Annotated in this window: 19 protein-coding genes; 14 read left to right on the top strand and 5 right to left on the bottom strand. The window is 39.4% G+C overall.

Going from position 1 to position 21,968, the window contains the following annotated elements; genetic code table 11:
* Nucleotides 1-6 precede the first annotated feature (6 nt).
* The 3 genes from miaA to J699_RS10225 all read left to right on the top strand — a co-directional run bounded on the left by miaA (nt 7) and on the right by J699_RS10225 (nt 2,498).
* Nucleotides 7-951 carry a tRNA (adenosine(37)-N6)-dimethylallyltransferase MiaA gene (gene miaA / locus J699_RS10235; RefSeq protein ID WP_032867327.1) on the top strand — a complete coding sequence of 315 codons (945 nt, stop codon included), beginning with the start codon at nt 7-9 and terminating at the stop codon, nt 949-951.
* Between the two features lie 92 nt (nt 952-1,043).
* Nucleotides 1,044-1,559 carry an RNA chaperone Hfq gene (gene hfq, locus J699_RS10230; RefSeq protein ID WP_005229674.1) on the top strand — a complete coding sequence of 172 codons (516 nt, stop codon included), beginning with the start codon at nt 1,044-1,046 and terminating at the stop codon, nt 1,557-1,559.
* Nucleotides 1,560-1,640: 81 nt separating this feature from the next.
* Nucleotides 1,641-2,498 (top strand): DMT family transporter, encoded by an 858-nt coding sequence (locus tag J699_RS10225; RefSeq protein WP_032867323.1) that lies wholly within the window; start codon nt 1,641-1,643, stop codon nt 2,496-2,498.
* Between the two features lie 33 nt (nt 2,499-2,531).
* On the opposite strand, the gene nfsB is transcribed toward J699_RS10225, so the two are convergent.
* The 3 genes from nfsB to J699_RS10210 all read right to left on the bottom strand — a co-directional run bounded on the left by nfsB (nt 2,532) and on the right by J699_RS10210 (nt 4,730).
* Nucleotides 2,532-3,185, bottom strand: coding sequence for an oxygen-insensitive NAD(P)H nitroreductase (gene nfsB, locus J699_RS10220; RefSeq protein ID WP_032867321.1), 654 nt, complete (start codon nt 3,183-3,185; stop codon nt 2,532-2,534).
* A 239-nt stretch (nt 3,186-3,424) separates the two neighbouring features.
* The gene (locus tag J699_RS10215; RefSeq protein ID WP_032867317.1) at nt 3,425-4,141 is read right to left on the bottom strand and encodes a UDP-2,3-diacylglucosamine diphosphatase; all 717 of its coding nucleotides are present in this window, start codon (nt 4,139-4,141) and stop codon (nt 3,425-3,427) included.
* Between the two features lie 79 nt (nt 4,142-4,220).
* Complete coding sequence (locus tag J699_RS10210) at nt 4,221-4,730, bottom strand: peptidylprolyl isomerase (RefSeq protein ID WP_005229682.1); 510 nt, start codon at nt 4,728-4,730, stop codon at nt 4,221-4,223.
* A 167-nt stretch (nt 4,731-4,897) separates the two neighbouring features.
* Between J699_RS10210 and J699_RS10205 the strand changes: the two genes are divergently transcribed.
* Nucleotides 4,898-6,625 carry a glutamine--tRNA ligase/YqeY domain fusion protein gene (locus J699_RS10205; protein ID WP_032882806.1) on the top strand — a complete coding sequence of 576 codons (1,728 nt, stop codon included), beginning with the start codon at nt 4,898-4,900 and terminating at the stop codon, nt 6,623-6,625.
* A 411-nt stretch (nt 6,626-7,036) separates the two neighbouring features.
* Here J699_RS10205 and J699_RS10200 read toward each other — a convergent pair whose 3' ends face one another.
* Together J699_RS10200 and J699_RS10195 are read right to left on the bottom strand one after the other, a co-directional pair.
* Nucleotides 7,037-7,750 (bottom strand): glutamine amidotransferase, encoded by a 714-nt coding sequence (locus J699_RS10200; RefSeq protein ID WP_032867315.1) that lies wholly within the window; start codon nt 7,748-7,750, stop codon nt 7,037-7,039.
* A 204-nt stretch (nt 7,751-7,954) separates the two neighbouring features.
* Nucleotides 7,955-8,920, bottom strand: coding sequence for an alpha/beta hydrolase (locus J699_RS10195; RefSeq protein WP_032867314.1), 966 nt, complete (start codon nt 8,918-8,920; stop codon nt 7,955-7,957).
* A gap of 195 nt (nt 8,921-9,115) precedes the next feature.
* Here J699_RS10195 and J699_RS10190 point away from each other — a divergent pair, with 195 nt between their 5' ends.
* The 10 genes from J699_RS10190 (at nt 9,116) to J699_RS10150 (ending at nt 21,893) form a co-directional block, all read left to right on the top strand.
* Nucleotides 9,116-10,828 carry an AAA family ATPase gene (locus tag J699_RS10190; RefSeq protein ID WP_032867312.1) on the top strand — a complete coding sequence of 571 codons (1,713 nt, stop codon included), beginning with the start codon at nt 9,116-9,118 and terminating at the stop codon, nt 10,826-10,828.
* Between the two features lie 12 nt (nt 10,829-10,840).
* The gene (locus tag J699_RS10185; RefSeq protein ID WP_032867311.1) at nt 10,841-11,203 is read left to right on the top strand and encodes a 5-carboxymethyl-2-hydroxymuconate Delta-isomerase; all 363 of its coding nucleotides are present in this window, start codon (nt 10,841-10,843) and stop codon (nt 11,201-11,203) included.
* Between the two features lie 227 nt (nt 11,204-11,430).
* Entirely contained in the window at nt 11,431-14,274 is a 2,844-nt protein-coding gene (locus tag J699_RS10180) for a type VI secretion system Vgr family protein (RefSeq protein WP_032867310.1), read from the top strand.
* Complete coding sequence (locus J699_RS10175; RefSeq protein WP_032867308.1) at nt 14,264-15,814, top strand: hypothetical protein; 1,551 nt, start codon at nt 14,264-14,266, stop codon at nt 15,812-15,814. Before J699_RS10180 ends, J699_RS10175 begins: the two co-directional genes overlap by 11 nt.
* Nucleotides 15,815-15,832: 18 nt before the next feature.
* On the top strand, nt 15,833-16,951 hold the full coding sequence (locus J699_RS10170) for a hypothetical protein (protein WP_032868247.1): 1,119 nt from the start codon (nt 15,833-15,835) through the stop codon (nt 16,949-16,951).
* Between the two features lie 229 nt (nt 16,952-17,180).
* On the top strand, nt 17,181-17,699 hold the full coding sequence (locus J699_RS0218650) for a hypothetical protein (RefSeq protein ID WP_032867306.1): 519 nt from the start codon (nt 17,181-17,183) through the stop codon (nt 17,697-17,699).
* A gap of 276 nt (nt 17,700-17,975) precedes the next feature.
* On the top strand, nt 17,976-19,121 hold the full coding sequence (locus tag J699_RS10165) for an Imm72 family immunity protein (protein WP_032867303.1): 1,146 nt from the start codon (nt 17,976-17,978) through the stop codon (nt 19,119-19,121).
* A 49-nt stretch (nt 19,122-19,170) separates the two neighbouring features.
* Complete coding sequence (locus tag J699_RS10160) at nt 19,171-20,169, top strand: hypothetical protein (RefSeq protein WP_032867301.1); 999 nt, start codon at nt 19,171-19,173, stop codon at nt 20,167-20,169.
* A 49-nt stretch (nt 20,170-20,218) separates the two neighbouring features.
* The gene (locus J699_RS10155; protein ID WP_032867299.1) at nt 20,219-21,061 is read left to right on the top strand and encodes a hypothetical protein; all 843 of its coding nucleotides are present in this window, start codon (nt 20,219-20,221) and stop codon (nt 21,059-21,061) included.
* A gap of 19 nt (nt 21,062-21,080) precedes the next feature.
* Nucleotides 21,081-21,893: a hypothetical protein gene (locus tag J699_RS10150; RefSeq protein WP_032868245.1), complete on the top strand. Its 813-nt coding sequence runs from the start codon at nt 21,081-21,083 to the stop codon at nt 21,891-21,893.
* The last annotated feature ends 75 nt before the right edge of the window (nt 21,894-21,968 follow it).

Below are 21,968 nucleotides of genomic sequence, written 5' to 3' on the forward strand. Positions count from 1 at the left end.
TTTTACATGTCAAATCAATTGCCCGTGATCAATTTAATGGGGCCTACCGCAAGTGGTAAAACCGCATTGGCATGTGAACTTTACGAGCGTGGTAATTATGAGCTGATTTCGGTGGACTCGGCTCTAGTTTATAAAGATATGGACATTGGTACTGCCAAGCCGACCAAACAAGAGCAGGAGCAGTATCCGCATCATTTAATCGATATTATTACGCCATTAGAAGTATATTCCGCAGCACAATTTGTGGAAGATGTTTGTCCATTGATTGATGATATGCATGCGCGTGGCAAGACCCCGATTCTGGTGGGTGGAACCATGCTGTACTTTAAGTCTTTGCTGGAAGGGCTGGCTGATAATTTACCGAATGCAGATCAAAGTATACGCGATGCAATCACTTCTAAAGCAGAGCAGGAAGGCTGGCAGGCGGTTTATGATGAGCTGGTTGCAGTCGATCCTGTGGCGGGACAAAAGTTTAAAGTATCAGATAAACAGCGGATTATTCGGGCACTGGAAGTGTATCGAATTACTGGTCAACCCATAACAAAATTACAAGCTGAACAACCTAAAAATCAACCATATCGTTACACATTTCATAACTACGCATTGATGCCAGATCGGTTAGAATTACATCAACGCATTGAGCAAAGATTGCGCAAGATGTGGGATATGGGTTTTTTGAATGAAGTAGAGGGGTTGATTGAAAAATACGATTTAAATGAGGATTTACCATCGATGCGGTCTGTCGGTTATCGTCAAGCTTTAGAATTTTTATTAAAAAGTGACTTGAGTCTCGAAAATAAAGTACAAATGGAGAACAAAGCGCTATTTGCTACAAGGCAATTAGCAAAACGTCAATACACTTGGTTACGTTCTTTGCAAGAAATACACGATTTTAAAACTTACGTGACGATAAAGCAGGCGAAAGAAGACTTGCGAAACTTCTTTGGATAAAGCAAAATTCGCAAGCTGTCTTTTTAATAATTTTTAGTTGAAAAATAAAGATAGTTTTTTTGCGCTGATTTAAAAATTTTTTGGAGTTAAAAATGTCTAAAGGTCAAACTTTACAAGATCCGTTCTTAAATTCTCTCCGTAAAGAACGTATTCCAGTTTCTATTTTCCTTGTAAACGGTATCAAATTGCAGGGACACATTGAGTCATTTGACCAATATGTCGTTTTATTGAAGAACACTGTAAGCCAAATGGTTTATAAACACGCGATTTCTACAGTTGTTCCTGCGCGTAACCCACGTCCAGCTGGTGCTCAAGGCGCTGCAGGTGGCTTCCCGGCTCAAGGCGCTACTGGTGGCTTCGGTGGTCAAGGTTCTACTGGCGGCTTCGGCGGTCAAGGTGGCTTCGGTGGTCAAGGTGGCTTCGGTGGTCAAGGCGGCTTCGGCGGTCAAGGTGGCTTCGGTGGTCAAGGTGGCTTCGGTGGCGGTCAAAGCGGCTTCGGTGGTCAAGGCGGCTTCGGTGGTCAAGGCGGCTTCGGCGGTGGTCATCAAGGTGGCTTCGATGGCGAAACTAAATTTGAAGATGGTCAAGAAGACGAAAATAATCGTTAATTGATCGATGATCTTTAAGAAAATGCCAGTCTTTTAATCGACTGGCATTTTTTTGTGTTTTAAAAAGCTAGAATAAATATTATGGAAATGATTGTTGCTGCGGCATGTTGTAGTGTTCTCGTCTCGATTGTATTGAAATACCTGAAAGCCAAGGGATTCGATGTCTTTCAAATGATTGCATGGAATTATTTAAGTGCAAGCATTTTATGTTATTACTGGTTTAAAACCGATCTTACCCATATTTCTTTCAATCACACACCCTGGTGGCTGATTTTAGTGCTTGCTGTGCTATTGCCGAGTATTTTTCTATGTCTGGCAAAATCATTGCAATTCGCAGGGATTCTTAAAACAGAAATTGCGCAGCGACTTGCGGTGATTTTGTCATTACTCGCCGCTTATTTTATTTTTGGGGAGCAGTTTAGTCAGATCAAATTGATTGGTGTGGTTCTAGGAATCATTGCAATTTTAGCCATTATTATTGGTCAGGCTACGGAGCAGGCCAGTAAAGGCATCAATTTAAAATCTGCGTTGTTTTTATTCAGTGTCTGGGCGGGTTATGCTGCAATTGATGTGCTGCTTAAATATAGCAGTAGTCTGGGGCTTCAATCGGCTGTTACGCTGAATCTTGCCTTTATTGGTGCTTTTATCCTTTCAATTGCATATATCGCGATTACACAGCCAAATTGGCAGCCTAAAAATATTTTCACGGGTTTAGTGCTCGGTGTACTGAATTTTGCCAATATCGCTTTATATGTCAAGGCACATATGCTGTTCAAGGAAACACCTGCCATTGTTTTTGCGGGTATGAATATTCTGGTGGTGATATTAGGTGTATTGAGTGGTGTGATCTTCTTTAGAGAACGTTTACAGGCTTATACATGGATTGGTTTGGTCAGTGGTATTGTTGCGGTACTTTGTCTGGCAAAAGCCATGATGTAAAAAGGGAGTAAAGATACTCCCTTTTTTGAATGCTTATAAACGCGTGAAAATCACGTCATCAGGGAGACGTGATTTAGGCAGTTTGGCATTAAAATCACTGTCACTGCGATAACCCAACGCCACGATGACCGAGGCTTTTAGACCCTTTTCGGTTAATCCAAATTCTTGATTGATAGTATCACGGTCAAAACCTTCCATTGGGGTGGCGTCGATGCCTTCCAGACCTGCAGCAAAAAGTAATTGTCCTAATGCCAGATAGGTCTGATTTTCCATCCAGGCAGGCAGATTTTTCAGTTCATTACGATAAAACTCGACATAGCCTTCACGTGTCGTGCGTTGACCTTGTTTGGCTGTTTCATCTTTAAAACGGCCACTGAGATCATCCTGTTGTAATAACTGTTCTAAATACTCAGCCGAGATATCAGTGCGTGTACAAAAGATTAAAGTATGTGAAGAATGAAGCACTTTGGCCGCGTTATATACATAGTTGCCCGTCAATCCTGATGCAATACGTTGTTTGGCTTCATCTGTCTCAGCAATCAGAAAATGCCACGGCTGGATATTCACAGAAGAAGGGCTGAAACGTAAAATTTCTAAAAGCTTTTCAAATTGCTGTTTTGGAATTTTTTTCTCTGCATCATAAGCTTTGGTTGCATAACGTGTTTTTGCTGTAGCTAAGGTATCCATCCGTCATTCACTCAATTAAAAGTTTCATTTATTTTACTTGATCTCACTGTCGCTGAAAGTAGCTAAATGTGATTTTGATATCGATTTAAGTCGTATATGCGCTTGATCAGAATGACTAAAACGCTGATCAAGCGTAAGAAGATTAAGACCAAATATCGCGCGAGGATTGAAATGAATTTAAACATTAAAAAGTACAGAAATAAGAAATAGATATATTAGTAAGCAAGCTAGTTAAATACTTAATAATTCCACTGTTTAAAATCTAATTGATAATTTTCTTGTGGATTGAGCTCTAAGATCCAAGCTGTATCTTCACGCCAGTCGCCTAATACAATACGCTGCTTATTTTGCAGTTGATGGATTTCAGGACGATGAGTATGACCATGAATTAAATAATCAACCTGTTCAATCACAGATTCTACGGCTTGAGCATTCACATCCATGATGTTGTAACTTTTGAGCTGTTTGGTTGCACTACTTTTTTTGCGGAAACCGTTGGCAAGTTTTTGCCTGAAACTGAGCGGCGTTCGTTTTATGAGTCCTAATAACACTGGATTACGAATCACTTTGCGGAAACGCTGGTAAGCCACATCATCGGTACATAAGGCATCGCCATGTTCAAGTCGAAATTTAATGTGATTAATTTCAAGGGCATAAACATCGGGCAGTAAAATAGCGTTGAATTGGTCCAAGAATTTTTGGCCTAAGGCAAAATCACGATTACCGACTTGGAAGTAAATCTGATTACCAGCAGCAGAAAAGGATTGTAGGGCAGTGACAATTTCATCCAGCCACGGAGCAGTGTAATCATCGCCAATCCAGGCATTAAACCAGTCACCTAAAATATAGAGCTGGGTATTTTTATTCTTGTATTCGTCCAGTAAAGCCAAAAACCCTCGAACGAGTCGAGGGTGATCAGGTGACAAGTGTAAATCTGAGATAAACAGATAGGTCACATTTTTATCCTTTTTAATCTCCCTAAATCCCTCTTTAACAAAGAGGGACCTGCGTAGCGAAGCTACTCAGGAGAGATTATTATTCAGAAATAATTTTAGCAGATTCAATCACAACGTTTTCTAAAGGAACGTCAGCGTGGTAACCACGGTTACCTGTACGAACGCCTTTAATTGCTTCAACAACGTCCATGCCTTCAACGACTTTACCGAATACAGCGTAACCCCAGCCTTGAGCTGTTTTACCCGTGTGGTTCAAGAACGAGTTGTTTTTAACGTTAATGAAGAATTGAGCAGAAGCAGAGTGCGGAGCTTGAGTACGCGCCATTGCAATTGTGCCTTCATCGTTGCTTAAGCCGTTGTCAGCTTCGTTTTCGATTGAATCACGTGTTGCTTTCTCTTTGAAGTTTTCGTCCATGCCACCGCCCTGGATCATAAAACCATCAATCACACGGTGGAAAATTACGCCGTCATAGAAACCGTCACGTACATATTCTAAGAAATTTGCAACCGTTTTTGGTGCTTTTTCAGCGTTAAGCTCAAGAACAATACGACCTTTGTTGGTGTTTAATTCGACTTGAGGAAAACTCATTACATTAATCTCCTAAACATGGGCAAATTGACCATGGGTTTTTGGTTGAGAGAAGCATAAGCAAACTGTAAACTACAAGGCAAGTAAAAAACGTTAAAATCTTTCATAAATAGTAAAGATTGCGTTTTTATTTCCCATTTTTAACTGTAAGAAGTGATTTACACCCTATGAAGCCAAATGATGTTGTTTCAGAACTGCCAAAGCCCCCGACGCCGAATACTCAAGCCTCTGTCGATGCTGCGCAGCAAGAACAACAGGCAGGCTTAGATTTTGTTCGTCAAGTCATTACTGATGATTTAAAAGAAGGTCGTACCCAAAAAGTTGTAACTCGTTTCCCGCCTGAGCCAAATGGTTACTTGCATATTGGTCATGTGAAAGCGATTTGTCTGAACTTTGGGATTGCCGAAGAATTCGATGGCTTATGTAATTTGCGTTTTGACGATACCAACCCGGATGCTGAAGAACAAGAATATGTTGATGGTATTGCCAACGACGTAAAATGGTTAGGCTTTAACTGGGATGGCGAGCCACGTTATGCCTCTGGTTATTTTGATCAGTTATATGCATGGGCCGTTCAGTTAATTGAACAAGGTGATGCCTATGTGGATTTGCAAACTCCAGAGGAAATCAAGCTAAACCGCGGTAATTTCGTTGAACCTGGTAAAAACTCACCTTACCGTGATGCATCGGTTGCCGAGAACCTGGCACATTTTGAACAAATGCGTAATGGTGAAATTCAAGAGGGCGGTGCTGTACTCCGTGCCAAAATTGATATGGCCAGCCCGAATGTGCATATGCGTGATCCGATTCTTTATCGTGTATTGCATTCAGAGCATCACCAAACCGGTGATAAATGGAAAATGTATCCAATGTATGACTATGCTCACCCATTGTCAGACGCAATTGAGGGCATTACCCATTCACTCTGTACCCTAGAGTTCCAGGACCACCGTCCATTCTATGACTGGATTGTCGAGAAAGTTCATTCGCAAGCAGTACCGCGTCAGTACGAGTCTTCTCGTTTAAATGTTGACTATACCATTACCTCAAAACGTAAATTGCGTAAACTGGTTGAAGGCAACTATGTACACGGCTGGGATGACCCACGTATGCCAACCGTGGTGGGGATGCGTCGCCGTGGTTTTACCCCTGAAGGCTTGCGTGATTTCTGTAAGCGTGTTGGCGTTTCAAAAACCGATGGTATCGTCGATGTGGCGATGCTTGAGTTCTGTATCCGTCAGTCATTGGAAAATGCTGCAGCACGCGGTATGGCAGTATTGAATCCACTTAAAGTTACGCTTACCAATTTACCTGAGGAATTGGAACTCACTCATGCACGTCATCCGAACGTGGATATGGGCGAACGCATTATTCCGTTAACGCGTGAACTTTATATTGATCGTAAAGATTTTGAAGAAATCCCGCCTAAAGGCTTTAAACGTCTGATTCCTGAGGGTGAGGTGCGTTTACGCCATGCCTACGTGATCAAATGTGATGAAGTGATCAAAGATGCCAATGGTGAAGTGGTTGAGCTTAAATGCTCGATTGATCCGGAGACTTTAGGTAAAAATCCTGAAGGTCGTAAGGTGAAGGGCGTGGTTCATTGGGTTTCTGCGACCAAAGGTGTACCGGCTGAAGTCCGTATTTATGATCGTTTATTTAATGAAGCGGCACCAGATGCAGATGATGACTTCTTGGCTCATCTGAATCCAGAATCATTAAAAGTAGTTCAGGCCGTGATTGAACCTGCTTTGGCACAAGCAAAACCTGAAGATCGTTTCCAGTTTGAACGTGAAGGTTACTTTGTGGCGGATCAGCATGATCATCAAGCAGAAAAACCAGTGTTTAACCGTATCCTTGACTTGAAAGACAGCTTTAAAGCCGACAAGAAGTAACAGTATAAGGGCCTAATAGATTAGGCCCTTTTTAATTGGAAATGATTAAAGCGGATTGACTTGGTAAAAATAAACCAGCAGCACAATAAATAAAATGGAAGCCAAGACCAAATACGTATTTAGCGTATGAAAACTTTTGATGAATTTTAAAAGAGCCATTTTTCTCCAACACAAAAATATTACTTATCGTTTGGCAATGACTGCCTAATTCATTCAACACTAGAATGAATTGCTCTTTCTTGCAATATTTCAGCCTTCAAATGATGATATTTGTCCTAAAGCGTATTTATTTTCTGTCTAAGATGTATTTATTTCTTTATTTTCATTCAAGTGGGCATTTGGAGGTGAGGGGGAGAAGTGCTTTAAAAATTAAAGCACTTGAAATGAGTGTGATTAGGCAGATTTTGAAAATTATGTGTTTGCTAAGTTATTCAAAAAGTGTTGCACGACTTTTGCAGTCTGTTGTTCCAGTTGCATGGCATATGCCAAATTATCTGCTCTGAGCTGAGGGATAGACAGACCTGCATGACGGATTTCACAGGTATGCCCAATCAGCCATTTTTCAAAGTTCTGTCCGACCACTTCAAGATGGAACTGTAAGGCCAGAATATTATTGCCGACAGAAAAGGCCTGATTCGGATAGATTGCCGAACTTGCCAGTAAGGTTGCATGTTCTGGTAAATCAAAAGTATCGCCATGCCAGTGCAATACTTCTACATGCTCAAGTGATGCTAATGGATTATTTTCAACCGCTTTGATCTCTAGCTGACTCCAGCCAATTTCCTTTTGCTGCCCTGCATAAACTTTTGCACCTAACGCATGTGCAATCAATTGTGCGCCTAAGCAAATACCGAGGGTGGGCTTATTGGCTTTCAGGCGTTGTTTCAATCCGGCAATTTCTTCGAGCAGAAAAGGATAATCTTCTGTTTCATATACCCCAATTGGTCCACCCAAGATTACAGTGAGGCCTTCATAATTCAGGGCCGGACTGAGATCATCGACACCTGCTTCAAAATACCGTACGCGAAAACCGAGCTGATAAAAGACATCTTCTAAAGTACCCAGATCTTCAAAGGCAAGATGTTGAATCACATTGACGGTTTTCATAAAAGTGGACTTTGTCATTATCGCGTACCAAGGATGGATAGAGGAGATTTAGGCATCTTAAAGCATTTATACAACAGATGTCCTCATCCTGTCTCAAGTTGTAGCAAGAAGCGCATATTTTAAAGATATGCCCGTAGAATGGCCTGATTGTTTGGAGTTATTGACTGCAAAGCAGATGCTCAGACGCTATCGTGACTGCTGAGCATCGCAAGATCATGGTGATTATTTGAGTTTTTCTGCCAGCCAGTCGAACAGCGCCTGATAGACTTTTTCCCGTACCGGTGGGGCTGAAAGCACAAGGTCATGTAAACCATTGTGAATTGCTAGAGTTTGTACATCACCTTTCATTTTCTTAGCATTCTGTGTCATATCTTTGACATCCAAAATGACATCACTCTGCTGTGCATCAATACCCCATTTTCTCGGATTGTTGGATTGATGTGAGTGCATGATCAAGGTGGGAACACTTAAGCTCACGCCTTGATGAATTTCTTTTTGTGCTTCATGAATCGCCGTCACAAAACTTAAATTCACAAAGGGCATGGTTTTCGGTTTCCAGTCTAAATTGAAATCCCATTCCCCATAGAAATCTTGATGTAAGCTTGGGGTGTACCATGGATTGAGACCACTTGGGAACTTCGCCTTTGGTAGTCGTTTACCAACTTCACTGAGTAAGGGAATGCCGAGTTTTTTCTCGATGGTACTTTTGTAGAAATCATAAAAAGGACTATTGGCCCAAACTGCTTTAATTAAACGGTGATCTGGATAATGTGCAGCATACAGTGTTGCAATCAAACCGCCAGTCGAATGCCCAGCCAATACCACCTGTTGATGATTTTCTTGTCCAATGATTTCTAGGGCTTTGCTGATTTCGGCATCGTATTCGCGTAAATCAACTACATAATAGAACTTCTGATGGGGTAGTCTGGAACGACCATATTTTCTCAGATCCAGTGCATAAAAATCATAACCATGCTGGTTAAACTGTTCTGCCATTTCTTTCTGGAAGAAATAATCAGCAAATCCATGAATATATAAAACTGCTTTTTTTGTGGTTTGAGCAGCTTTCTTGCGTACCAGAGTGGCTACAACTTTCCCATCATAATCATCAGCGAAATTTAAGGTCAGTTGCTGATAATCTTCACCTAGTATATCTGGCTGATAAGTATAAAGATTTGAAGTCGTCATTTTTATAGATCAAGTCTGAATTCATTAATAAATACCTTAAATGAAAACATCTGGATGTCAACGTAAATATACGAGCTCAGCAGTTGAGTCACTGATCGTCATTTCATGTTAGAGCGCAGATTGGGACTGGATTAGATTTTTATTTTTGCCAAAAAATCGTTAAGCTATGTGCTGTTGTTTTTGACTGAAGAAATTATGAAACAAGAGACTGCACTGAAGTTACTTAAAGCTGGGGAAAATGTTTTTTTGACGGGTTCAGCTGGTGCAGGAAAAACCTATACGCTTAATCAGTACATTCATTATTTAAAAGCACGCAAAGTTCCGGTTGCGATTACCGCATCGACCGGTATTGCGGCAACGCATATGAACGGGATGACGATTCATACCTGGGCGGGTATCGGGATTAAAGACAGCTTGAGTGATGATGACCTCAAGCGGATGAAAGAGCGTAAATATTTAAAAGAGCATTTGGAAAATGCCCAGGTCCTGATTATTGACGAGATTTCCATGTTGCATGCCAAGCAACTGAATCTGGTGAATCAGGTCTTAAAATACTTTAAAGAAAGTGATGAAGCCTTTGGTGGCATTCAGGTGATTGTGGCTGGGGATTTCTTCCAGTTACCGCCTGTGGGCAGAAAAGATGAAAACAATCGTGATAAATTCTGTTTTATGTCCGATGCCTGGGTCGAGGCCAAATTCCGGGTCTGTTATTTAACTGAACAGCATCGTCAGGATGACGAGATTCTTAACCAGATTCTGAATGCGATTCGGGCGCAAAATATTCAGGACAATCATATCTCGGCCTTACATCAGTCACGCCAGCATGATATTGGGGAAACCTTTACCCGGTTGTACACCCATAATATGGATGTGGATAATATTAACTATCAGCATCTCAATGAAATCGACAACGAAAGTCATCAATTTAATGCAGTGCTGGACGGTAATGAAAAGTTAATTGAAACCCTGAAATCCTCAGTGCGCGCGCCAGAAGAATTGACCCTTAAAAAACATGCCAAAGTGATGTTTGTTAAAAATAACTTTGATATGGGTTATATCAATGGCAGCTTGGGCGAAGTCATTGGCTTTGAAGAAGATGATAAGCAAGGTATTTTGCCGAAAGTCAAATTGACCGATGGCACCACTTTTCTGGTTGAACCGGAAACATGGTCAATCGAAAATGAAGCAGGAAAGGTGATTGCCAGTTATCAGCAGATTCCTTTACGTCTGGCTTGGGCCATTACTATTCATAAAAGCCAAGGCATGACGCTGGAGGCGGCAGAAATCAATTTAAGTCATACCTTTGAGAAAGGTCAGGGTTATGTGGCTTTATCCCGCTTAAAGTCACTTACGGGATTGAAATTACTGGGCTTTAATGAGCAGGCGTTAGAACTGGATAGCTTGGCAATAAAAGCAGATCGTCGTTTTCAGGAACTGTCTGCCGAAGCGGAAGCCAACTTTGAAAATATTGATCTCACGACCCAGCATAATGCCTTTATTCGTCATTGTGGCGGTACGCTGAACGCGACTGAAATCGCACGCAATGAGAAAAAAATTGCCAAAGGCGGCAAGCAGAACTACGCTGCAGCGACCTTAGATGAAACCCGTGCTTTATTCGAAGGTGGTTATGAAATTGAAGATATTGCCCATGAGCGTGGTTTAACGCCTGCCACGATTATCAATCATCTGGCGCGACTGCATAAGGAGCAGGGGCTGGATATTTCGGTGGCCAATCCTGGTGATGAAGTGGTTGAAGAAGTGCGCAAGATTTATAAACGCTTGCATAAGCGTAAAAATCCGGAACATTTTACCGACGATGGTGCAATCAAGTTGCGCCCCATTGTGGAAGCCACCAGCCCGCGTATGGCCTATGATCAGGTTCGTCTGGCTTTACTGTTTATTGAATAGGACAAATCAAACATGCCTCATCTCGTTGCCAATTATTCGGCCAATCTGACTGAACTGGATCAGCATACATTACTTAGTAGTGTCAATTCGGCATTGATTGCAACCCATCTGTTTAGCCCGAATGATGTAAAGTCGCGTATTTTTAAAGATGAGGCCTTTTTGATTGGAATGGGTGAAACGCAAGATGCCTATATCCATTTAAAGCTGTATTTGCTCAGCGGTAGAACTGCGGCACAAAAGCAGGATTTAGGCAGTATTTTATTGACGATACTGGAACAAAAAAACTATCTGCCGGTAGAGAATCAATTACCGCTACAGCTATGTGTGGAAGTAATTGATATGCCAAGCGAATATTATTTTAAGGCAAGCATTTAATTTTATCTGAATCAACTGCACTTGAGTGCAGAGGTGAAGTTGATTCGTTTTTGAATAAAAATATTCCTGATTTTTAGACTTATCCGTACAGTGAGCTATGTTTTTATTTTCTCAGATGATTTTGTTCATGGGCAGAAAAGCTGGTAAGGGCGTAACATTAAAAATATAGACAAGTATGTATGCTGTTTATAAAATGCGCGAAATTTTATTAAATAATCTATAAAAAGATGCTGAAAAATATCTTTCAAGCTTTAGAGACTTTAGGGCTGAACGCGCAAAAACGTGCGATCCATGCTCAGTTCTCCAACTCATCTTTAAATGATCAAGTATTCTTACAATATGTAGAAGGCACTCATCAGCTTAATCAGGGTATTGAGCTTCAACTGCTCTGTCTTTCGACCAGTGCCGTCATTCCATTAAAAAGTTTTATTGGCAGTCAGGTTGCCATTGATATTGTGACTGATCGGGCTGAACTGACCCGTATCACCGGTATCGTGACCCAGGCTGATGTTGGTGCGAGCGATGGTTCGCTCACCCTGTATAAACTCGGCGTACAAGACCCGACAGCTTTATGGAAGCATCGACGTAATAGCCGTGTGTTTATGGCCAAATCAGTTCCAGATGTCATCCAGACCATCTTTAAGGAATGGCAGTCTAAAAGTCCGTTATTTGCAGCCAGTTTGACTCTGGATGTCAGCGGACTTAGCAAAGACTATGATGTCCGTCCTTTTATTATGCAGAGTAATGAAAGCGATTATGACTTTCTGACCCGTTTGATGCGGAGTGAAGGGATTAACTGGCTGATTGATGAAGCCCAGTTAAAAGTTGCCAGCTCAAGTGAGCAGATTCAGGCCCAGAAACTCAGACTGATTGATGATAATACTCAATATAACGCTTTGGATCGCCGTCATATCCGTTTTCATCGCACTAGTGCCACGGAAACACAGGACAGTATCACCGCATTCGTCGCCCAGCGTACATTACAACCTGGCGCGGTACATATACAGCGTTGGCAGGCTGACGCTTTGGAGCAGGAAGAAGGTGCGGGTAGTGTTCAGAGTAAGCATCAACATAGTGACCAGCATGATAACCAACAACTGGCGCTGGAACAGGCATGGCATTTTTCACCGGCCTGGATTCAGGACCTGAATGGTGAAGATGGCACCACCAAAGCAGGCAATGCCCAGATCGAAAAACTGAATCAGAATTTAGGACAATACTACGATGCTCAGGCCAAGCAGTTTGTTGCAAATTCGACAGTTCGGGATGCGCAGGTCGGTTACTGGTTTGAATTGAATGAACATCCTGAAATTGATCAGCATCAGGGCGCAGACAAAGAATTTTTAATTACCTCAAAACGCTTTTATAACCAGAATAATTTACCCAAGGACCTGACAGATCAGGTTCATGCCTTACTTCAGCACAGTCATTGGCAGTTAAAAGGCTTGAGTGCAGCACAAGCCGACGAACGCCAGGCGAATCAGCTGACGCTACAACGCCGTAATATGGCATTGGTGCCAGAATACAACCCTTTGCAGCATCGACCAGCAGCCCATCCACAACGCGCTCGCGTGGTGGGACCGAGTGGTGATGAGATCCATGTGGACGAATGGGGACGCATTAAAGTCCGCTTCCTGTTTACACGTACAGAGGACCATAGCCACGATGGTGGTGCAGGTGCCAATGACAACGATACTGATTCTGCCTGGATCGATGTCCTAACACCGTGGGCAGGTGAAGGTTATGGTGCACGTTTCTTGCCACGTATCGGTGAGATTGTGGTGATCAACTTCTTTGACGGCAATATTGATCGTCCCTATGTGGTGGGACGAATTCATGAAGCACAGCGTAGCCCAACCAAGTTTGATAATGCTGGCAAGCTGCCGGATACCAAGAAACTGGCAGGGATCAAGTCTAAAGAATACCAAGGCGAAGGCTTTAACCAACTGCGTTTTGATGACACCACGGGTCAGATCAGTGCACAACTACAAAGCAGTCATGCCGCCAGCCAACTGAATCTCGGTAAACTGAGCCATCCAAAGGACAAGGCTGAAAGTGAAGACCGTGGTGAAGGCTTTGAACTGCGGACCGATCAATGGGGAGCCCTACGTGCAGGTCAAGGTTTATTGCTGAGTACGCAGAAACAGGATCAGGCCCAAGGCGAGCATCTGGATGCAGAGCCAGCCAAACAGCAGCTCGAAAGTAATCAAAGTAATGCCAAAGCCTTAAGCGAAGTTGCCAAGAACCAACAGACTGACGAAATTGAATCGGTTGAGCAATTGAAAGCATTTGCTGAACAGATTGAAGTAAAAATTGCCAGATTTAATAAAGCTTTATTGCTACTGAGTTCACCGGCGGGGATTGGCCTGAGTACCCATGAAGATATTCATGTTTCTGCGGATGGGCAGATTAATCAGATTGCAGGCAATAGCATTAACCTGAGTACGCAAAAGAATCTGATTACGCATGCGCAAAATCGAATCAGTCTGTTTGCGGCACAGAATGGGATCAAGCAGGTCGCTGCCAAAGGTAAATTTGAGGTGCATGCTCAATCCGATGGTATGGATTTACTGGCCAAGCAAGGCATCCAGATTATCTCGACCGAAGATCGTATAGAAATTACCAGTCCAAAAGAAATTGTAATTACAGCGGGTGGTTCTCAAATCAAGCTCAATGGCTCAGGGATATTTCCGACTACAAGTGGCAAGTTTGAGGTGAAGGCGGGGCAGCATTTGTTTATGGGCGGGGCAAATGTTCAGTTAACACCAATAACTTTACCCGGCGCTGATATAAAAAATTGGATTGAATTAGATTATCTTGACCCTGAAACAAGAAAGGGTATCGCAAATAATGGCTATAAAATTTTCTTTAAAAATGGAACAACATTAGCAGGAAAACTAGATGCTAATGGATTTGCTAGGCATGAAAATGTACCACCTGAAACTATAAAAAAAGTAGTATATGAAACTCAAGAAGGTAAAGAAAAAATTGCCAATCCATTAGAAGAGTTATTAGAAATTGAAGACGACTCATCAATCCGTAGTTATGGGGATGTAAATAATGGCGAATAGTATTCCTAATGCTACGCAAGCTAGAGATGCATTGGCTTGGATGACTGGTGAACAAAAAGATATTCAAGAGGAAAAAAGTATATGGGAGTGGATGGTAGAAGCCATTGAAGGAGACTTTAATGATAATCGTAGTACAGGGCAAATTGTATTTGATGCTGCAATTTCCATGATCCCATTTGTGGATCAGATATGTGATGTCCGTGATTTAGTGGCAAATTGTAAAAAGTTAAATGAAGATATTTCAGATCAGTGGGCTTGGGTTGCTTTGGCACTTACTTTAATTGGTTTATTTCCAAGCTTAGGGAGTTTGGTTAAAGGGGTTCTAAAAATCTTCTTCTTGTTTGTAAGACGAAGCGGGGGAAAAGCCGTTGTTAAAGCTGTCGATTCAGCTATGACATGGGTTATTACTTTTTTAAGAAAAAAACAAGTACAAGATTATATTAAAAAATATCTACCGAACGTGGATATTCTTATTTATTTAAAGAATGAAATTATAAAAGTAAAAAATAAGCTTAGTGCAAAGGAGTTGTTGGCTGCTTTTGACCGAGGAATTCAGCTATTGGATAACTTAACAAATAAGGCCAAATATATTCCTGGTCTAAAAGATAAAATTAGAAATACTGTCGCTATTGTGAGAAAAATTCGAAATGCTGCAGATGCCCCATTGGCAAAAGCTTTGGCACCACTTAATGATGCTTTAGCAAGAGTTATTTATAGATTAGATATGGAGTCATATCTACAAAGAACAGCAGTGAGAAATACTACTAATGTTCACTTTAGAGGTACATTGCCGGAAGCACGTGCCATTACTTTAATGCGTACTAAAAAGCCACGGCCGACTTGGTTAAGTAATGGTGATTTAAAACATGCACCATTAGAGCCGGCTAGTAAAAGAAAGATGGTTAATGAAATGGTAAAGGATGGCTATCCTCCTTTGGCTGATTATAATATTGCTTCATTTAGTAGGTTGTCAGCAGATATTATTAATGGACCTGCCAGATTATACCGTGTAACTTCACCTGCAAATGGTGCGTTTGGCGAGTGTTGGGTCACAGAAGAAGTCTTTATTAAAATTAAAAATAGTCCTGATCCGAAAGCGGCTTGGCGTAAATATCTTGCGGTATGGCCAGATTGGAATGCAAATGGTCAGTTTGTAATTTATGATATTCCTGCTGGTCAATCAATTAAGGTGTGGCGTGGCCCTGCCTCAAGCCAAACAAAAGATGCTTTAGGAGATAGTTATCATTTATCAGGTGGTTGGGAACAAGTTATTTTCAAAGAAGGAAAGTTCGACAATACCATTTATTATCCCGTGGATACTTATGGACGTTTATCGCTTAAATCTCCCATAAGACGGGATGCTTATAATAGTCTGTCTCCAGCTGACAAAGCTAAATATCAGGCAGTACGAAGCAAAATTAAAGAACCGAATATTCGTGGTCCTTATGATACAAATTGGGGAATGACTGATTTTGATGAGCAGCTAAAAGATGTCAGAATTGGTCTTCCAAATATACCTGGACAAGTTATTAATAGATAAAACTGAGAGATGCTCATAATGCAGAATATAGAACAGCAATTGACTCGTTTTCAAAAGCAATCAGTTGCTCTCATCTATTATGTTACTTCACGATCTTATTTAGAGATGTTACTAACCAAACTGGATGATTTGATTCAATATACTGGTGGAGTAATTGATCTCGCTGATCAACAATATCGAGATCGTGTCCTATTGCAAGAAGGTTGGGAAATGGGGGATACATCAGCCAATTGGAGCACTTATGCTTACCCGTCTTTACTCGATTTCAGACTAGGTTTGATTCGAATTATAGAACAGACTAAACAGGAAAAATATGGCTGGACACCTGCATATAACACAGCACGTATGTTAGGTGAGTTTCAACCCAACTGGATGTCAGAAGAAGAAGAAACAGATTTTAAAATGCGTTTTGATGAATTATACAGATTATGTAGTTATTACGATTCTTGTGTTAAGCCTCCAAGATCATGGAGTTTATATAGTTTATTTGAAGTGATTAAAGAACTTCAAATTTTTGATCATAAAGTACCTAAATTTACAATTCGTACAGATATACGAGTAAATAGTGGGGAACTTATCTCAAAAACAGGTGTATATATCCCAGTGGGTGATCAATATGGTGTACCACAATTTGCTTGGACTTATCAGGAGTCTGATACATTTGAAAGAGGATGGTTAGAAAAGTGCCGTACAATAAATGCTTTAGGCAAGCAATTGTTTTCTAAGTTTAATGAATATACAGCATGGACTCCATCTGAAGAACTAAGAACATTCGCAATTGAAAATATTAAAAAAAAGAAAATAGATGACGATTTTGGTTATGTAAAATTAAATTATGATAGCCAATTAAGATTGGCCCCAGAGCTGATTGCAAATAATGTTTTTTCTAAGGCTGATTGTAGTTGGTATTTTGTTGAATTAGTAGAAGGTGAGTTTGAGGATATTGGTGGAGAGGAGATAGATGTTTTTGCTACACCTGATTTAAAAGTTATAGGTGGCGAGCTATGCCCAAGAACAGGTTATTGGATTTTATCTAGCCAAAAGGAGAAGCGTTTGTATTTTACTAAGGGAACATTAATTCCGAAATATAATAAAGACTGGGGTGAGGAATATTGGATCTTTGATGGTGAAGAATAACTAATATGCCCTTCGGGGCGTTTAAAATTTTGAGATTTATATAATTAAAATGATTGAATTAAAGGAACTAGAGTTGTTTTAAGAAGGATTTTTTTGTGGAAGCGATTTTTAATTATTTTTGTACTCTTAAAGTTATAGGTTTTTTTAATAAATATATTTTGCAAAGAGTGTCTTTAAGCTTGCTTAACTCATATATTAATTAGACATTATTTTAATGTGAGGTAAAACTATGCGATTTAGTTTTTTTAACCGTAAAAATAAACAAATAGAAAATAAACATTCTAGGCCATATCTGACTAAAGAATTGATATGGGATGATGAAAAAATAATAGCGAATCGTTTCAATGGTACACAAAGAATTATATATTATAAAAACATTATACGAGTTGATATTGTTTTTGATGATTTCTATCTGCCAGTACCTAAGTGGACTCTACAGGATGATAGTTTAGAGGATACAATAGGAATAGATTTTTATAATGATCTACAGCCTAATCTTACTGATCTAGTAGTTGATATGTTCAGTAAAAAGTTAGAAGGTTATGATAATGAGAAGGTACATCATACGATTGTAGAAGCCATGGGCGCTTCTATGGGCCTATTTCATCTCTGGAGTCGAGATGATCTAAATCAAGTGCTAAAACTTATAAGAGCGGCTAATAAACCTAGAATAGATGCAGAAATTGATAGATTTATAGAAGAGAACCAGCAGCGAAAAACTAATAGTTGGTGGAAAAATATTTTTTGAATCTTTTAACCTACGAAGATAAAGGTTATTTAGATGGAACCATTCCAGAAGAAGAGAATACTTATATCTTTGATATTGAAAATATTGGTATCAAAGATACCTAGATCAATGTTGAGTCTATTGAAAATTTGAGTATATGTCCAAGTCAGATTTATCCTAAAAAAGGCTCTTTGTTTATAGTTGCACAAAAGAATCCTCGTCAATATTTTAAGGAAGGTGAAATTCTACCTGAGATCAAATCTGATTGGGGTGAGGAGGCAGTTTGATGGTGTGTAAATTTTGAATAATCAAACTAATTTACCAGTAGAGATACAAGAAGCACGAGCTAGGGCATTTTATTTAATTAAGAAATACACAAGTTATACTTTTTTAGATCAAGCACGTAACTTATATCAGCAATTTTTAGATGCTTTTGAAAGGCAGTTAAGAAATCCACCGAAAGAAGTACTGCAACACCCATATGCTGAGTATTTACAAAAAAGACATGAGAGTGAGTATATTCATTATCTGAATAAAATAGTTGAGTTAGAGAATGGTTTGACACTACTTAGAGCGACTCAACATAAAAGAGAAGCATATAATAGTTTTTGTAATATCGATTTTACTGATTGGTTATTTGATCGATATGCTGATGAAAATATAATATATGAAGATCCATTTTATATCTTATTAGGTCTAGGTATTTCCAGATCAACTGATATTCTTGATCCAGTAAATTATAAGGCTGATCCACTAGGGCGAAAAGTAGAACATACAGGTTCTATACGCTTAATATTAATTGCATTAGCGTATCGTAATATTTGTATGCAGAGTTACTTAGCAGGCAAGGTAAGTGAGCCATTTGCATATATTGATAAAAATACAATACGAAAATCTCAAAAATGGTCCTATGAGACTATTTTTTTCTCTAAAGAATGGCCACCTTTAAGAATTTATCCTGAACCGATTCCAATATGTCCACCTTTTAACCAAAATCCAATTGGGCAAATAACTACAGGTGAAGAAGTAACAGTTACGGGTATTTATGAGCCATGGTTGCCGATTAATGGAAAAGTGGGTTGTCCTAACTATTTCTTAGATGGCTCGAGAGCAACAGATTATCAACTAGAAGGCACTGATGAGTGGGTAGATGTCAAATGGCGTTTAATCTGGGAAGATAAACGTTATTTGGATGGAACAATTCCAGAAGAAGAGAAAACTTATATATTTGATATTGAAAATATTGGTATTAAGGATACTTATTGCTATGCGAGTTCTCCTGAGAAACTGAGTGTACGGGCAGGTCAGATTTGTCCTAAAACAGGCTATTGGTTTACAGTTGCACAAGAGAATTCTCGTCAATACTTTAAAGAAGGTGAAATTTTACCTGAGATCAAATCTGACTGGGGTGAAGTGTATTGGCAGCTTGATGGTGAAGAATAACTAATATGCCCTTCGGGGCATTTAAAATTTTGAGATTTATATAATTTAAATGATTGATTTAAATAAACTAGAGCTATTTCCAAAAGAAATTTATTTATTGGAACAATTTCTTTCGTATGATTATTACTATGAAACGGTAAAGTTATGGGAGGAGCTGATTCAATATGCTGAGGGATTATTAGACAAATATAGTGCTCATTTAGCACCCGATCATCGTGCCCAACATCCATCTCATCAAGCCGACTATGTGTGGGGAACCATCGTACTACCAAATTTTAAAGGCGTCCTCCATCATTTAGTTGATGGCTTGGATGACTTAAAAGAGGGCTTTTTGCCTATATTAAGAAGAATGAGTGGCATTCGTAATGCTCTTATTGCTCAATGGAGAGATTATCCCTATGACTGGATGGATCATGTTGAAAAAGGCTCGGCTGCTATTTATAAAGCTAAACAGGATATTGTATCAATAAGAGCTAATAATACCTTTATTGCAAGTGATTACTATGACTCGCAATGGGACTATAAAGATCTATTAAAAAATGATTTATATAAAAGAGATGTGGGTGTAGAGTATCCTCCAATATTACCTAAATATTATTTAAATCCTAATATAAGTGTAAAAACTGATGAACCAATTATGGTGACAGGTTTTTATCGATCTACTGAACCATATTCAGCATGTAAGTTTCTGATGCATGAAGAAAAAATGTCAGCTAAGCATCCTGAAGACTGGAAATTAGCTCCAGCGGTTCAGTGTTTTAAAACGAATCCTGACCTTTTTACGACACCAGATACAATTGAAAATTCAGAAGAAGTAGAAACGACATGGATACTGGTGGAAAAAGTAGTTGAGGAGGGTGACGGCAGTTTGGTATTTAATGAAGAAAGAATATCTCAAAAAGGTGGAGAAAAAGTAAAGAAAGCTGGTTACTGGTCTACTCCCGCACAACCGGATACAAGGCTCTATTTTACTCAAGGTGCAATATTGCCAGTGCTTCCTGAAGCAGACTGGGGTGAGGTGTATTGGTATTGGGATGGTGACGAATAACTAATATGCCCTTCGGGGCATTTAAAATTTTGAGATTTATATAATTAAAATGATTGATTTAAAGAAGCTAGAGTTATTCCCTCAAGAGATCTATGCAATTGAACAATTTATTTCATATAACTATTACTATGAAACGGTAAAGTTATGGGAGGAGTTGATTCAATATGCTGAAGAACTATTAGATAAATATAGTGCTCATTTAGCACCCGATCATCGTACCCAACATCCATCTCATCAAGCCGACTATGGCTGGGAAACCATCGTACTACCAAATTTTAAAGGAGTGTTACATCATTTAGTTGATGGCTTGGATGACTTAAAAGAGGGCTTTTTGCCTATATTAAGAAGAATGAGCAGCATTAATAATGCTGCAATCGCACAGGGTAGAGATTATCCATATGACTGGATGGAAAAAATAGAAAAAGGAGCTGTCGAAAAATATGAAGCTAAAGAAAAAATTGTTCTAACTCGAGCAACGAATATCTATATTGCTAGTGATTATTATACAGCTCAATGGGATTATAAAGATCTATTAGAAGATGAGTATGTTGTGGGGATAGATTTTCCAGAGTATTTACCTAAATATCAGCTCAATACGAATATTATGGTTAAAACTGGTGAGCCGATCATGGTGACAGGGATTTATCGTTCAATTGAGCCATACTCTGCTTGTAATTTTATGATAAAAGAAGAAAAAATGTCAGCTAAGCATCCTGAAGACTGGAAATTAGCTCCTAAAGTTTTCAGCTTTAAAATGAATCCAGATCTTTTTACAACGCCAGATACAATTGAAAACCCAATAAGGGTTGAAACGACATGGATACTGGTGGAAAAAGTAGTTGGGGATGGTGATAGCAATTTGGCATTTAGTAAAGAGAAACTTTCTCAATAAACTTCATTACTGGTATAAAATGACAGATTACGCTAAAAAGATTCTATTAGGCTTTTTACCTATTATTTTATGTATGAGTTGCAGCAATGGTCAGCCAACTGCCCAGACAGATTCTGATACTGAAGGATTTGTAAAAAAATTAAATCCACAATATCGGTTTAAGGTGCATGGTTGTGCAATTAATTATAATGGTACAGATCTCTATATGAACTCTGATGTTGAGTCTTGGATCAAGGCATTAGGAAAAAATTATAGAAAGGTGGACAGCACGGATGGAGCTAACTTAACCAATTTATATATCTATGATGATATAGGTGTTCGCTTGGTTGAAAGAAAGAATGACAAGCAAATCGATAGTTTGCGTTTCCGTTTAGAACGACCAGAGCACGATATAAAGAAAGAAACAGATACAGAAATAGAAGAAGAGCTAAAGAAACCTGATACGGAGCAAGTGAGAAGTACCTTTAAAGATGCGATTGATGTAGACGGTATACTTGTTGGTGCTTATCCAATGCATGATGAAATTAGAAGTAAATTCCATTCAAAAACACTGGTGAGCTACAATCTTACGGCGGTGTGTAATGAAAATCAAAAAGGTGAAGAATTTGGAATTGAGCTAAGTATCAGCTTTAATGATCCAGAAGTAATTGATCATATGTTTTTTTATAATTACTTAGATTCGATGACTGAGGAACAAAAAAAGGAATTAGGACGTAGAACTGATGAAAATGGCAGGGAAATTTGTGGCGAATATTTTGATGTAAAAACTATGAAAATCGTTCCAAGTTACTGTACGCCAGAAGAATTGGAAGAGGAAAAGAATAAGAAATAGTTTTAAGAAAATGACGTGTTCTTGGCAAAAATTTTTTGTGATTCAAATAGATTGTTTTTTATCTCTGGGTAACCT

It is taken from the genome of Acinetobacter sp. 1000160 (genome assembly GCF_000588715.1).
GTDB classification, from domain to species: Bacteria; Pseudomonadota; Gammaproteobacteria; order Pseudomonadales; family Moraxellaceae; genus Acinetobacter; species Acinetobacter courvalinii.

What these genes read in the sequence shown, in the direction of transcription:
- miaA (WP_032867327.1), top strand. Translation starts at nt 7, where the DNA reads ATGTCAAATCAATTGCCCGTGATCAATTTAATGGGGCCTACCGCAAGT.
- hfq (WP_005229674.1), top strand. Translation starts at nt 1,044, where the DNA reads ATGTCTAAAGGTCAAACTTTACAAGATCCGTTCTTAAATTCTCTCCGT.
- J699_RS10225 (WP_032867323.1), top strand. Translation starts at nt 1,641, where the DNA reads ATGGAAATGATTGTTGCTGCGGCATGTTGTAGTGTTCTCGTCTCGATT.
- nfsB (WP_032867321.1), bottom strand. Translation starts at nt 3,185, where the DNA reads ATGGATACCTTAGCTACAGCAAAAACACGTTATGCAACCAAAGCTTAT.
- J699_RS10210 (WP_005229682.1), bottom strand. Translation starts at nt 4,730, where the DNA reads ATGAGTTTTCCTCAAGTCGAATTAAACACCAACAAAGGTCGTATTGTT.
- J699_RS10205 (WP_032882806.1), top strand. Translation starts at nt 4,898, where the DNA reads ATGAAGCCAAATGATGTTGTTTCAGAACTGCCAAAGCCCCCGACGCCG.
- J699_RS10200 (WP_032867315.1), bottom strand. Translation starts at nt 7,750, where the DNA reads ATGACAAAGTCCACTTTTATGAAAACCGTCAATGTGATTCAACATCTT.
- J699_RS10195 (WP_032867314.1), bottom strand. Translation starts at nt 8,920, where the DNA reads ATGACGACTTCAAATCTTTATACTTATCAGCCAGATATACTAGGTGAA.
- J699_RS10190 (WP_032867312.1), top strand. Translation starts at nt 9,116, where the DNA reads ATGAAACAAGAGACTGCACTGAAGTTACTTAAAGCTGGGGAAAATGTT.
- J699_RS10185 (WP_032867311.1), top strand. Translation starts at nt 10,841, where the DNA reads ATGCCTCATCTCGTTGCCAATTATTCGGCCAATCTGACTGAACTGGAT.
- J699_RS10180 (WP_032867310.1), top strand. Translation starts at nt 11,431, where the DNA reads ATGCTGAAAAATATCTTTCAAGCTTTAGAGACTTTAGGGCTGAACGCG.
- J699_RS10175 (WP_032867308.1), top strand. Translation starts at nt 14,264, where the DNA reads ATGGCGAATAGTATTCCTAATGCTACGCAAGCTAGAGATGCATTGGCT.
- J699_RS10170 (WP_032868247.1), top strand. Translation starts at nt 15,833, where the DNA reads ATGCAGAATATAGAACAGCAATTGACTCGTTTTCAAAAGCAATCAGTT.
- J699_RS0218650 (WP_032867306.1), top strand. Translation starts at nt 17,181, where the DNA reads ATGCGATTTAGTTTTTTTAACCGTAAAAATAAACAAATAGAAAATAAA.
- J699_RS10160 (WP_032867301.1), top strand. Translation starts at nt 19,171, where the DNA reads ATGATTGATTTAAATAAACTAGAGCTATTTCCAAAAGAAATTTATTTA.
- J699_RS10155 (WP_032867299.1), top strand. Translation starts at nt 20,219, where the DNA reads ATGATTGATTTAAAGAAGCTAGAGTTATTCCCTCAAGAGATCTATGCA.
- J699_RS10150 (WP_032868245.1), top strand. Translation starts at nt 21,081, where the DNA reads ATGACAGATTACGCTAAAAAGATTCTATTAGGCTTTTTACCTATTATT.